Raw genomic sequence first — 12,359 nt, forward strand, 5'->3', positions numbered from 1 at the left:
GGAAAGAAGAGAAAGCATATGGCCCTTAGTTGGCAAGATAGTATTGATATTTTAAAAGCACACGATTTATTAATTAGTGCATCAGCGGTAGCACCCAGTGAATTTACGGCAATTGCATATGATTCACGTAAAGTAGTTGCCAACACGATGTTTTTTGTAAAGGGAAATTTCAAACCGGAATTTTTAACAAGTGCAATTAGTAATGGAGCCCAAGCATATGTAGCGGAACAAGCTTATCCAGAAGGGGATGGCTTAGCTTGTTTAATTGTTACCGATGTTCAAAAAGCCATGTCCGTATTGAGTGCCGCTTTTTATGATTATCCTCAAAATGAATTGTTTATAATTGCGTATACGGGGACTAAAGGAAAGACGACAGCTGCATATTTTACTCACGAAATTTTACAAAATAGCACCCATGGTAAAACAGCGCTATTTTCAACAATTGATCGTATTTTAGGCCCTAATGAACAATTCAAATCTGAGTTATCAACGCCAGAATCCTTGGATTTATTTCATGATATGCGCCAAGTGGTTAACAACGGTATGACTCATTTGGTCATGGAAGTATCTTCTCAAGCATATAAGAAAAGCCGAGTCTATGATTTACGCTTTAATGTGGGAATTTTCTTGAATATTTCACCTGATCACATCGGTCCGCTTGAACACCCAACATTTGCCGATTATTTAGCGCATAAACTGATGTTACTTGATAATAGTGATCAAGTAATTGTTAATGCCGAAAGTGATCATTTTGATCAAATTTTTGGCCGTGCCCAAGCAGGTCATGCACCTGAAGATATTTTTGTATATGGACATGCAGGGTGTCATCCAGTTGTAGATGTGCAACCAGATGTGACTTTTTCTGGCCATGCTGATTTGACACAAAGTCAGCTTTTAATTACAGCACAATCACCCAAAGCTGAGGTGCTTGATATAGCAGGAACATACAATTTAAATGTTCCCGGTGATTATAATGAAAGTAATGCTTCAAGTGTCTTAATTGCTGCCGGTTTAGCCAACGCTGACCACCAAAGTATGGTGATTGGTTTAAACGAAGTGACTGTTCCCGGACGTATGGAATCATTTATGACTAATACACATGGGATGGTGTATGTTGATTATGCACATAACTATATTTCCGTTAAAGCATTACTTAGTTTTTTACATCAACAACATCCAGTTGGTAAAGTAATTGTTGTTTTAGGCGCTCCAGGTAACAAAGGGGAATCACGGCGAGAAGGATTCGGTAAAGCAGTCACTGAAGAAAAAGCAGATGTTGTATGGTTGACTTCAGATGATCCACAATACGAAGATCCAAGAGCAATTGCATCAGAAATTGCGGCAGCCACTGATGAATCAGTCGTTGAACTACGTTATGAAATGGATCGACCAACTGCAATTAAGCAAGCCTTGATGATGAGTACAGCAAATGATGTGGTGGCGATTGTTGGTAAAGGGTTAGATCCATATCAAAAAATTAATGGTATTGATACACCGTACCCAGGTGATATGCAAGTTGCAAAAGATGTTGTTAATGAAATCGAAAACGACCGCTAAATTATGCTTGCCTATTTAAAATAAACGTGCTTTAATTAAAGCATAAATTAAAGATCAAGATACCTTCGTTAGGGAATTCTATTTTTAGAGAACGCAAAGCATGGCTGAAACTTTGCGAATAGAGGACTAACGTTGACTACTTGTGAAATGGCATAGCCAACTATGTTCGGGTTGTTTCCGTTATAAAACAGCTGAGGTTTTAGTCGTAAGGACTAGAACGAATTTAGGTGGTACCACGTTTGTATATAACGTCCTTCATGACATAATTTTTTATGTCGTGGGGGACTTTTTTATTAAAAAAATTTGAGGAGTAGGTAGATGTCAGAAATTAAAATCACATTCCCAGATGGTTCTGTAAAACCATTTGAAAGTGGAATCTCAACACTTGAAATTGCTAAGAGTATTTCAACTTCATTGGCAAAAAAATCAATTGCCGGTAAATTTGAAGGTAAGTATGTTGGCATTAACGATGCGTTAGTTGCCGATGGTTCATTAGAAATTATTACAAAGGATGCGGAAGAATCATTAGAAATTCTTCGCCACTCAGCAGCGCACTTATTAGCTCAAGCTATTAAGCGTTTGCACCCAGATACGCACTTTGGAGTTGGTCCAGCAATTGCTAACGGTTTTTACTATGATACTGACCGTCCAGCTGGTCAAATTTCTGTAGATGAATTCCCAGAAATTGAAGCTGAAATGAAAAAGATTGTTAAAGAAGACTTGCCAATCGAAGGGCGTGAAATTTCACGCGCCGATGCGTTGGAATTATTCAAAAACGATCCATACAAAGTTGAATTAATTAACGATTTACCTGAAGATGAAAAAATTACAGTATATTCACAAGGTGAGTTTACTGACCTTTGCCGTGGCGGCCACGTTGCTTCAACTGGTTTGATTAAGAACTTTAAGCTTACTTCAGTGGCTGGTGCCTACTGGCGTGGTAAGTCATCAAACCCAATGATGCAACGGATTTATGGTACGGCTTTTTGGAAAGCTGCGGATGTTGATGCTGAACTCGCTCGTCGAGAAGAAGCTAAAGAACGTGACCACCGTAAGATTGGTAAAGATTTAGACTTGTTCTTCACTTCACCAGAAGTTGGTGCAGGATTACCAGTTTGGATGCCAAATGGGGCAACAATCCGTCGGACATTGGAACGTTACATTGTTGATAAGGAATTACAACACGGTTACGAACACGTTTATACACCAATCATGTCTAACTTGAACTTGTACAAACAATCAGGTCACTGGGATCACTACCATGATGACATGTTCCCACCAATGGATATGGGCGATGGTGAATTCCTTGAATTACGACCAATGAACTGTCCTTCACACATTCAAGTGTATAACCACCATGTGCACTCATACCGTGAATTGCCAATTCGAATTGCTGAAATTGGAATGATGCACCGTTACGAAAAATCAGGTGCCTTGACTGGTTTATCACGCGTACGTGAAATGTCATTAAACGATGGTCACACTTTTGTAATGCTTGACCAAGTGGAAGAAGAATTCAAGTCAATCTTGAAGTTAATGGTTGAAGTATATGCTGACTTTAACATTACAGACTACCGTTTCCGTCTTTCATACCGTGATCCTGAAAATACTGAAAAGTACTTTGATGATGACAACATGTGGATTAAGAGCCAAAAGATGTTGAAAACAGCCATGGACGATATGGGCCTTGACTACTTTGAAGCTGAAGGTGAAGCAGCCTTTTACGGTCCAAAACTTGATGTACAAATTAAGACGGCCCTTGGTGGTGAAGAAACGCTTTCAACAATCCAATTGGACTTCTTATTACCAGAACGTTTTGATTTAACTTATGTTGGTGAAGATGGTCAAAATACGCACCGTCCGGTAATGATTCACCGTGGTTTGATTTCAACGATGGAACGTTTCACGGCTTACTTGACTGAATTGTACAAGGGTGCCTTTCCAACTTGGTTAGCACCTAAGCAAGCAGTAATTATTCCAGTTAACCAAGAAGCACACGGTGCTTACGCAGATGAAATTATGCGTAAGTTACAAGTTATGAATGTGCGTGCAACGGTTGATAATCGTAATGAAAAAATGGGTTACTTAATCCGTGATGCGCAAACAAGCAAAGTTCCATACACCATCGTTGTGGGAGATCAAGAAAAAGACAACGGTACGGTGACAGTTCGTCGTTACGGAGAAGAAAAAACAACGCCAATGGATGCTAGTGAATTCTATGATGTTATCTTAAGTGATATCGCTAATTATTCACGTGAATCTAAATAATTGACTTTCATAGCATCTTTAGCCAATATGGAAGTTAAATTAAATAGTTTTTCAGATGTATGCGAATGGTACATGAAAAGGATACGCCCAAGCGTATCCTTTTTTGTTTAATTTTGACAAGAATGATAAATACGAGTACACTTACGATAAATAGTTACTAACTAATTACTAGTAATTTTAATGTTCACTTAATTAAGCCATCATATGATACATCGTAGGGGTGGTTGTTTATTGAAAGGAAGGTCATAATGTATAGTTTAGAGGTTTCTGGGAAAATTGCTGATCGATTAAATGAGTTTGTTAATGCAGGGGCAAAAATTTTACTTGATTTGGATGATGGGACCGGTCAATTTTCTAATGGGGCGGTAGCTTGTTCTATGGATACAGCTTTTCAGTTAATTATTGTTGACCAAGCAGTTGAGACGCCAGATTATCAACTTGAAATTAAATCAAATGTTGGGCCAGTGTATGCTAAGAAACATTCCAAAGATATATTAGAACCACAAATGACGCTTGCTTACCAAGCGCCATTTAACCAATTAACATTGAACGGCCAAGGGGAAGTTCTTGATCCCAATGTCCAAATAAAAAATTTATTTGATAAAGCCTAGGAGAATGGCGATGATTAAAAATAAAGAAGAACTAGTAAAACAGCTCGACAAGGAAAGTTACCATGTAACCCAAGAAAAAGGGACTGAAGCCCCTTTTATGAACAAGTACGATAACTTTTTTGAACCTGGAATCTATGTTGATATTGTTGGCGGACAACCATTATTCTCATCAGCAGCCAAGTATGATTCGGGGTGTGGCTGGCCAGCATTTTCAAAACCAATTGATCGGAGTGTCGTTAAAGAACATCGTGATCGATCATTTGGTATGGAACGTGTTGAAGTTACCAGTGGTCAAGCAGATAGTCATTTAGGCCATGTCTTTAATGATGGTCCGCTAGAATTAGGCGGTGTCCGATATTGTATTAACTCAGCATCGCTAAAATTCATTCCAAAAGATGAAATGGTGGCCCAAGGTTACGGTGAGTACCTTGACTTGGTCGAAGACTGATTAATTTAGATAGAAAATAGACTAACGAAAATTCATTTTCGTTAGTCTATTTTATTTACTAGATAGTTATCTGGAGGTGTCACTAATTAGTCGTTAAAGGTAATATGGCGAATTGACTTAGGCCAAACAATCGTTGTAACTTTAAGGTTATCACTATGCAAAAGTAATTGACCATTTTCTGACATTGTTAAATAGCCTGAAAGTTGATATACGTTTTCAGTGTAAAAAGAAACATTACATTGTATGGTTATATTTAGTCGTGAATCAAGCGCAGCTTCCAGCCTAATAATAAGCTCGTTTGCTGTCATTTGGCGGGCTCGGATTATTTTGGTATGCTTAGGCTTAGGTTTAAAAAAGTTAAACATGCTAGTAGCTTGTGGTTCGACAGTATTACTAATGAAATTGAATGGTATTTGCATTATGGCACCTCCAGGTACGGTTGGTTTTACTTTTAACTCATTATACGAACAAATGTTCTGGAATGCAAACTAAAAATCGAGGTAAGTTATTTTGAAAGTCTTTCAATCAAATCAAAATATTAAGCAATTAACTGATTTTACCCAGTTAGTAGCTTTTAATTTGGATAATGAAGTGGCTCGGTTTAAATATAAACAGCAACCACTTAATCAGCGCTATCAACAATATATTGTTGTTGAACAGCGAAAAATTGTGGCGTTATTAATTGTTGATACTAAGCAATCATTGCGGGTTATTCGACATGGCCTAATAAGAATTGGTACCGATAAACCGATGGTGTTTAATGCTTTAAGTACCCACTTTCAAAGTCTGCGTTGGTATGGTGTTGAGTATCAATTAATAAGTAATTGGGATGAACATTACTTATTGCAACGAGGATTTGACGCGCATGGGACTTGTTTTACAAAAATCTATACGTATCCTAAATATTTCATTTTTGGTGGTGGTGGTGCCCATGGTGCATTTCAAACAGGAGCATTTGATGTCCTAAAGGCTGCTGGAATCGTTCCGGATGTGATTATTGGGGTATCGGTTGGTGCAATTACTGGGATGTCGCTTATGCATCTCGATAGTACAACTGCTCATGAAGTATGGGATTATTTAACGACTGAACATGTTTATGGGGTTTCGGAAATTGGGGTTACTCGGGAAAAATTTACACGGACAATGGTTAATCAGTTACTGTCGCGTGACTTTAAGTCTAAACGAGCACTTTATGATTTATTTTTACCAGTGGCAACGCGTGAATTAGAGCATCCAAGTGTTAAGTTTATGCTGGTTACCACTAATGCTAAGACGTTAACCCAAAAAATTGTAGCAGTAAATGATCAGATGACGCCTAGTGAATTAGCAAGTTGGGTCGTTGCATCAAGTGCGTTTTATCCAGTCGTAGCTCCTATGGAAATTGCGGGCGAAATGTATATTGACGGGGGCTATTCTAATGATGTGCCGATTAATGAGGCAATCAAGCTAGGAGCAAAAGATATTTACGTGATTGATATTCAAGGGATGGGCCGTTCACAAAAGTATCAAGTACCCAAGGATGTTAAAATTCACTGGATTAAAACGAAGTGGGATTTGGGACCAATGCTGGATTTTAATCCGCAAAAATCACAAGATAACCTAAAATTAGGTAACTTGGAAGCACAAAAGTTTCTTGGTAAACTCAGTGGAGGACGTTACTTTTTCACGACACGGCCTAATTTTAATGCTTTTAACTGGAGTAACTTAGCGATTTGTTTTGAACAAACGCCTTTCACTCGAAAATTTGTACCGTTATTAAATAATCCAATGGTTGAGTATTTATTACGGACAAAAATTGGTAAATTTATGGGCCAAAAAGTAGCAGTAGAACGTTTATCAGGGCAAATGTTAGTTGAATATTGTGCGTTTTTGCTTGATGTACAGCCAACAACCACTTATACGTACGAAACTTTTGTAGCAGCTATTAAGCGTCATGGAACATATGAACAATTAGTGACAAAGTTTAATTTGCCAAGCGGTGAATGGAGTATGACATATGTATATCAACATCCGGAAGTGATTTTGATAGCGGTTGTATATTTACTTGATAAATGGCAAAAAAATGAGAAAAATACTAAGGTTAGCCACAAAAATAGCGCAAAATAGTAGCTTTTTTTTCTAATAAAAGTCATTTTTTTATTGAATTCATGCAAGTGGGTATCAATTCTTAGAGAAAAATGTTAAAATTAGAGAGCTTAAAATAGATAGAACGAGGGGTTGCCGATGAGTAAAATTTTGGTCATTGAAGACGAAAAAAATTTAGCCCACTTTGTGGAATTAGAATTACAACATGAAAATTATCAAACTGACGTCCGTGATAATGGGCGTACAGGATTGGAAGCCGCAATTACTAATGATTATGATGTGATTTTGTTAGACTTGATGTTACCTGAGTTGAGTGGCTTAGAAGTTGCTCGCCGGTTACGTGAAGTTAAAAACACACCAATTATTATGATGACTGCTCGGGATTCTGTAATTGATCGTGTTTCAGGATTAGATTATGGTGCTGATGATTATGTGGTGAAACCATTTGCGATTGAAGAATTATTGGCACGTGTCCGGGCATTATTACGTCGCATTGATATTGAGACAGAAGCCCATGCACCACACCAATCAACGGTTAAGTTTAAAGACTTAGTTATTGAAAAAGAAAATCGGATTGTTCGCCGTGGTGATGAAGTAATTAATTTGACTAAACGTGAATATGAATTACTACTTACATTGATGGAAAATGTCAATGTAGTACAAGCGCGTGATGATTTATTGAAGCGGGTTTGGGGTTACGAATCTGAAGTTGAAACGAATGTTGTCGACGTGTATGTTCGATACTTACGTAATAAAATTGATGATCCAGAAAGCGCACGTTCATATATTCAAACGATTCGTGGAACTGGTTACGTAATGCGTAGCTCAAATTAATTAGGATAAAGGGTTGGACATTTGTCGAGCCCTTTTTTGGTATATTGTAATGATACAAGAAAAAGTTTATCGTCGTTTTTCTGTCAAATGGAAATGGGCATTAGGGACAACAGTCGGCGTATTTGTTGTCTTTCTAGTGTTTAGCTTGTTGATGTTTCGGGCATTTACACAAAATGCTCTCAATGCGCAACATCAAGAAATCGATAGTGCCCTCAGTGCAGTTAGTCAGCGATTTACGTCGGTGAATACGCGTAATCTAACACTGGACGTTATTGAGCCTTCGCTACAACCGGGTAATGATCATGTTCGAACAATTTTAAATGATGAGTTAATTGCAAACGTGGCTAGCAAGAATTTAACGCTAACGATTTTTGATCGTGATGGGGTGCAATTATTTACAAGTCATACAAACGTAGTACCGATGGAACATGCGGAACGTTTTGTAGGGCAACGATTGATTAGAAAAAATGGCCACCAAGTTTTGGTTGGACGTGTTCCGGTATATGCCCGGAATTCTAATCGTGTCGTTGGATACGTTCAAATGATTGATAGTCTTGAACAATACCACCGGATGTATGTTAAGTTGGTTAAAATTTTGGTTGTTTTGATGTTGCTAGGCTTGATGGCAATTGCGCTATGGGGTTATTTATTAGCCGATTGGTTACTTCGACCGGTTGAACATATTGCAAAAACAATTGCTGAGGTTGAGCATGATCCAAAAACAAGCGAACGAGTGCCTGATTTACTACGTAATGATGAGCTCTCAGACCTTGGTGATATTTTAAATGAAATGGTTGATCGGATGCAGCGGTATATTGATCAGCAATCGCGCTTCGTGGAAGATGTTTCGCATGAATTACGAACACCGGTAGCAATTGTAAAGGGACATATGGATTTATTAAATCGCTGGGGTAAGGATGATCCGCAAATATTAAACGATTCGATCAAAGCATCATTAGATGAAATGAAGCGGATGGAAACATTAGTGCAAGAAATGTTAGACTTAACTCGTGCGGATCAAGTTGAAATTAATTTCCGGCATGAAGCCACCGATGTGCAGGATGTTGTTTACCAAGTTTACAATAATTTTTCATTGATTCATCCGGATTTTAAGTTTAGCTTGGAAGATGATATTCACGAAAATACGATTGTGTCAATGTATCGCAATCACCTAGAACAAGTGTTGATAATTTTGTCGGATAATGCTTTTAAGTATTCTCAAGAGCGAAAAGAAATTCACTTTGCAATGTCACGTAATAGTCGAGAAGTACAAATTGCGGTTCAGGATTTTGGTGAAGGAATCGCGCAAGAAGATGCTAACCATGTTTTTGATCGTTTTTATCGGGTTGATAAGGCACGTTCACGTGAAAAAGGTGGTAATGGATTAGGGTTGAGTATTGCCCAAAAACTAATTGAAGGTTATGGGGGTTCGATTAGTTTGGAAAGTTCTTTAGGGCATGGATCGATTTTTAGAATTACCTTACCAATTTCACGTCTAGAAGAATAAGGGGGTAACGTATGCAAGTCGCTTATCGGATTCAAGTGTGGGGAAGAGTTCAAGGAGTTGGTTTTCGTTATCAAACGCAACAGTTAGCTAAACGTTTAGGTGTTACCGGATTTGTCGCTAATCAAATTGATGGGTCAGTTCTGATTACGGCGGAAGGCTCAGCGCAAGTGATTGTTAAATTTATTGATGCTGTTAAAGCCTCACCATCGCCATTTGGTGAAGTTACCCGTAGTAAGGTTGATAAAATCGACCCAGTAGGATATCAAGATTTCAAAACACAGTAATTGGTCAGGATAATAGAAAAAAGCCGCTTAGAAGATATACTTCCAGGCGGCTTTTTTACGATTATTTACGAGCAAACTTTGACTTGATACCAGCAATTGCTGCTGGTAAGAGGGTCACGATGATAATACCAAAGATTACTGCTGAGAAATGATTTTTGACAAAGGGGATGTTACCAAAGAAGTAACCGGCACCGGTACCAATAATTGTCCAAGTAGTTGCACCAATAATTGAATACTTGATGAATAACTTGTACTCAACTCCAGAATTTGCAGCAACAAATGGTGCAAAAGTTCGAATAATTGGTAAATAACGTGCAAAGATGATTGCAATGGCACCATATTTAGTGAAGAAAGCTTCTGATTTTTGAATAGATTCGCGTTTAATAAAGCGACCGAAGAAACGGTGTTCCATCATGGCATGGCCAACATACTTACCAATAAAGTAATTTAATGAATCCCCGGTTAAGGCTGCCAACCAGAATAAAAAGGCAAATAACCATGGGTTTAAGTGGTAAATAGGGTTGGCACTAATGGATCCGGCAGCAAAAAGTAGTGAATCGCCGGGAAGGAATGGTAAAATTACGGCTCCAGTTTCGATGAAGATGATTGCAAAGAGAATTGCATACGTCCAGTTACCGAATTGGGTTACGATTTGAATAACGTGTTTATCAATGTGGAGAATAAAGTCGATTAAATAACTCATTTTAAAAGTATTCCTTTATCTTTTTAGTAGTTGTAGTTAAGTTTACCAGATTTATTTGGTTTTTTTTGCTAAACTTAAATAAGTTATTAATTTTAAGAAATCGAGGTTTGAGAATAATGATTGAATATCCCCAATTAACTCCTAACGAATACAAAGGACCAAAGGCAACTTTACACACTAACTATGGTGACATTGAAGTGATTCTTTTCCCAACACAAGCACCTAAAGCAGTTGAAAACTTTTTAACACATGCCAAGGATGGTTACTATGATGGAATTATCTTCCACCGAGTTATCAATGACTTTATGATTCAAGGTGGTGATCCAACTGGGACTGGCTTTAACGGTGAATCAATTTGGGGCCACAACTTTGAAGATGAATTTTCTGATGACTTATTTAACATCAATGGTGCACTCTCAATGGCCAATGGTGGTCCAATGACAAATGGTTCACAATTCTTTATTGTTCAAAATCAACACATGGAACCAGCATTTGCTAGTCAATTAGCTGGTGCGGGCTACCCACAACAAATTGTTGACGCTTATGTTAACAATGGAGGTACACCATGGCTTGATCACCGGCATACAGTTTTCGGACAAGTTGCTAATGGTATGGATATCGTTAACAAAATTGCACTTGTTAAGACAGACAGTGCCGACAAGCCACTTGAAGACGTTGTGATTGAAAGTATCACAGTTGTAGATTAAAACAAAGATATCAAGCTAATAAAAGGTTCTAGTCGTTGTCGGCTAGAACCTTTTTCTACTATAATATGCTAAATTAAGAAAATTAGTTAAAGGTGGTTATTTAAGGTTATTGAGAACGTGGTAATTTATAAAATAAACATGTATACTAGTTTTAGTAAAAAAGAGATGTTAAATGGAAAAGATATATATATAGAATATCCTTATGAAAGGGGTTTTAACGATGGATACATTGGAATATCGTGTTGGGATGCATGTTCGTGGTCAAGTGACAGGCATCCAACCATATGGAGCGTTTGTTAGCTTAGATGATGAACACCAAGGTTTGATTCATATATCAGAATGTAAATATGGCTTTGTTGGTGATATCAATAAGTTATTACAAATTGGGGATGTTATCGAAGTAGTTATTTTAGATATCGATGAATATACTCAAAAAATTAGTTTGTCATTACGTTGTCTTGCTGAGCCACAAGTAACAAATTTGAAAAAATTAGATAATGTCCATCAAACACATAAACATTACTGGACTAATCGAAATACAGTGATTGGTTTTATGCCTATTGAGCAAAACTTGGAAAGTTGGATTAACAACGGCTTAAAGGATGCATTAAAAATAAAATAGAGTAGATGGAGAAAGAAAATGTCAATGGTAGCAGGAACAATCATGATGATTACTGATGGTATGCCCTCATATCTAGTAAAGTGTGAAGATGTAGGTTTTAGCTTTTTGAAAGTTAAGATGCATAAGCATGCGGGGGATACTGCTTTAGGTACTTTATTAGAAGCAATGGAAAATGATTTTGATATCAATAATTTACGGTTAGATGAATTGGCAAGTATTAATGTTGATAATCAAATTGGTTCACTATATGTCTTTTGTCCGGTGGAACCAATTGAATTGTTGAATGAAAATGGTTATAAGTTTATGGAAGCATCGAGTCTACATACCTTGTTAGAAACGGTTGATATGTCTAGTGCACCAAAACTTCTTTGATTTATTGCAAATTGTTTAATAAAGTTCTTGTGTTTATTATTTTAAGGTGGTATTATTTAATAACTGTCCTAAGTGATAATGCTTTCGACAAATAAATTCAGAAATTTAAGTATTGACTTACTTTTCTGAATTTGATATTATATAAAAGTTGTCAGTTAATAAATTTTGATTTTAAATAAATCGAAAAAAGTTGTTGACAATCAAATGTACTATAATGTATAATGTTTAAATGTTGCTTCTATAAAAAGCGACAACGTAGATCTTTGAAAACTGAATAAAGTTTTGACAATCAAATGTGTAAGTACTTTGAAACTAGATTTCAGAGTTAAACAAATTTGCGAATGTCAATTTCGCTAGTAAA

At 37.1% G+C, this 12,359-nt stretch carries 13 protein-coding genes; 11 read left to right on the forward strand and 2 right to left on the reverse strand.

Annotated elements, in window-relative coordinates:
- The first annotated feature begins 18 nt into the window (after window positions 1-18).
- From LQZ75_RS07970 to msrB, 4 genes are all read left to right on the forward strand, one after another.
- A complete protein-coding gene (locus LQZ75_RS07970) occupies window positions 19-1,557 on the forward strand; it encodes a UDP-N-acetylmuramoyl-L-alanyl-D-glutamate--2,6-diaminopimelate ligase (protein ID WP_230097294.1) in 1,539 nt (512 codons plus the stop codon).
- 318 nt (window positions 1,558-1,875) lie between these two features.
- A complete protein-coding gene (gene thrS / locus LQZ75_RS07975) occupies window positions 1,876-3,825 on the forward strand; it encodes a threonine--tRNA ligase (RefSeq protein ID WP_230097295.1) in 1,950 nt (649 codons plus the stop codon).
- A 248-nt stretch (window positions 3,826-4,073) separates the two neighbouring features.
- Window positions 4,074-4,436, forward strand: coding sequence for an iron-sulfur cluster biosynthesis family protein (locus LQZ75_RS07980; RefSeq protein ID WP_230097296.1), 363 nt, complete (start codon window positions 4,074-4,076; stop codon window positions 4,434-4,436).
- Window positions 4,437-4,446: 10 nt separating this feature from the next.
- Complete coding sequence (gene msrB / locus LQZ75_RS07985) at window positions 4,447-4,884, forward strand: peptide-methionine (R)-S-oxide reductase MsrB (RefSeq protein ID WP_432443448.1); 438 nt, start codon at window positions 4,447-4,449, stop codon at window positions 4,882-4,884.
- Window positions 4,885-4,970: 86 nt separating this feature from the next.
- Here msrB and LQZ75_RS07990 read toward each other — a convergent pair whose 3' ends face one another.
- Complete coding sequence (locus LQZ75_RS07990; RefSeq protein WP_230097298.1) at window positions 4,971-5,303, reverse strand: hypothetical protein; 333 nt, start codon at window positions 5,301-5,303, stop codon at window positions 4,971-4,973.
- A 91-nt stretch (window positions 5,304-5,394) separates the two neighbouring features.
- On the opposite strand from LQZ75_RS07990, the gene LQZ75_RS07995 reads away from it, so the two are divergent.
- From LQZ75_RS07995 to LQZ75_RS08010, 4 genes are all read left to right on the forward strand, one after another.
- The gene (locus LQZ75_RS07995; RefSeq protein WP_230097299.1) at window positions 5,395-6,990 is read left to right on the forward strand and encodes a patatin-like phospholipase family protein; all 1,596 of its coding nucleotides are present in this window, start codon (window positions 5,395-5,397) and stop codon (window positions 6,988-6,990) included.
- Between the two features lie 117 nt (window positions 6,991-7,107).
- Window positions 7,108-7,803 (forward strand): response regulator transcription factor, encoded by a 696-nt coding sequence (locus tag LQZ75_RS08000; RefSeq protein ID WP_230097300.1) that lies wholly within the window; start codon window positions 7,108-7,110, stop codon window positions 7,801-7,803.
- 49 nt (window positions 7,804-7,852) lie between these two features.
- Window positions 7,853-9,310 (forward strand): HAMP domain-containing sensor histidine kinase, encoded by a 1,458-nt coding sequence (locus LQZ75_RS08005; RefSeq protein ID WP_230097301.1) that lies wholly within the window; start codon window positions 7,853-7,855, stop codon window positions 9,308-9,310.
- Window positions 9,311-9,321: 11 nt separating this feature from the next.
- Window positions 9,322-9,594, forward strand: coding sequence for an acylphosphatase (locus LQZ75_RS08010; protein WP_230097302.1), 273 nt, complete (start codon window positions 9,322-9,324; stop codon window positions 9,592-9,594).
- A 61-nt stretch (window positions 9,595-9,655) separates the two neighbouring features.
- Here LQZ75_RS08010 and LQZ75_RS08015 read toward each other — a convergent pair whose 3' ends face one another.
- Window positions 9,656-10,297, reverse strand: coding sequence for a VTT domain-containing protein (locus LQZ75_RS08015; RefSeq protein ID WP_230097303.1), 642 nt, complete (start codon window positions 10,295-10,297; stop codon window positions 9,656-9,658).
- Between the two features lie 119 nt (window positions 10,298-10,416).
- On the opposite strand from LQZ75_RS08015, the gene LQZ75_RS08020 reads away from it, so the two are divergent.
- The 3 genes from LQZ75_RS08020 to LQZ75_RS08030 all read left to right on the forward strand — a co-directional run bounded on the left by LQZ75_RS08020 (window position 10,417) and on the right by LQZ75_RS08030 (window position 11,998).
- Window positions 10,417-11,004 (forward strand): peptidylprolyl isomerase, encoded by a 588-nt coding sequence (locus tag LQZ75_RS08020; protein ID WP_432443449.1) that lies wholly within the window; start codon window positions 10,417-10,419, stop codon window positions 11,002-11,004.
- A gap of 220 nt (window positions 11,005-11,224) precedes the next feature.
- Window positions 11,225-11,626 carry a CvfD/Ygs/GSP13 family RNA-binding post-transcriptional regulator gene (locus tag LQZ75_RS08025; RefSeq protein ID WP_230097305.1) on the forward strand — a complete coding sequence of 134 codons (402 nt, stop codon included), beginning with the start codon at window positions 11,225-11,227 and terminating at the stop codon, window positions 11,624-11,626.
- A gap of 18 nt (window positions 11,627-11,644) precedes the next feature.
- Complete coding sequence (locus LQZ75_RS08030) at window positions 11,645-11,998, forward strand: hypothetical protein (protein WP_230097306.1); 354 nt, start codon at window positions 11,645-11,647, stop codon at window positions 11,996-11,998.
- The last annotated feature ends 361 nt before the right edge of the window (window positions 11,999-12,359 follow it).

It is taken from the genome of Periweissella fabaria, from assembly GCF_918814575.1.
Classification (GTDB): domain Bacteria; phylum Bacillota; class Bacilli; order Lactobacillales; family Lactobacillaceae; genus Periweissella; species Periweissella fabaria.

What these genes read in the sequence shown, in the direction of transcription:
- LQZ75_RS08015 (WP_230097303.1), bottom strand. Translation starts at nt 10,297, where the DNA reads ATGAGTTATTTAATCGACTTTATTCTCCACATTGATAAACACGTTATT.
- thrS (WP_230097295.1), top strand. Translation starts at nt 1,876, where the DNA reads ATGTCAGAAATTAAAATCACATTCCCAGATGGTTCTGTAAAACCATTT.
- LQZ75_RS08010 (WP_230097302.1), top strand. Translation starts at nt 9,322, where the DNA reads ATGCAAGTCGCTTATCGGATTCAAGTGTGGGGAAGAGTTCAAGGAGTT.
- LQZ75_RS08005 (WP_230097301.1), top strand. Translation starts at nt 7,853, where the DNA reads ATGATACAAGAAAAAGTTTATCGTCGTTTTTCTGTCAAATGGAAATGG.
- LQZ75_RS08025 (WP_230097305.1), top strand. Translation starts at nt 11,225, where the DNA reads ATGGATACATTGGAATATCGTGTTGGGATGCATGTTCGTGGTCAAGTG.
- msrB (WP_432443448.1), top strand. Translation starts at nt 4,447, where the DNA reads ATGATTAAAAATAAAGAAGAACTAGTAAAACAGCTCGACAAGGAAAGT.
- LQZ75_RS07980 (WP_230097296.1), top strand. Translation starts at nt 4,074, where the DNA reads ATGTATAGTTTAGAGGTTTCTGGGAAAATTGCTGATCGATTAAATGAG.
- LQZ75_RS07970 (WP_230097294.1), top strand. Translation starts at nt 19, where the DNA reads ATGGCCCTTAGTTGGCAAGATAGTATTGATATTTTAAAAGCACACGAT.
- LQZ75_RS08030 (WP_230097306.1), top strand. Translation starts at nt 11,645, where the DNA reads ATGTCAATGGTAGCAGGAACAATCATGATGATTACTGATGGTATGCCC.
- LQZ75_RS08000 (WP_230097300.1), top strand. Translation starts at nt 7,108, where the DNA reads ATGAGTAAAATTTTGGTCATTGAAGACGAAAAAAATTTAGCCCACTTT.
- LQZ75_RS07990 (WP_230097298.1), bottom strand. Translation starts at nt 5,303, where the DNA reads ATGCAAATACCATTCAATTTCATTAGTAATACTGTCGAACCACAAGCT.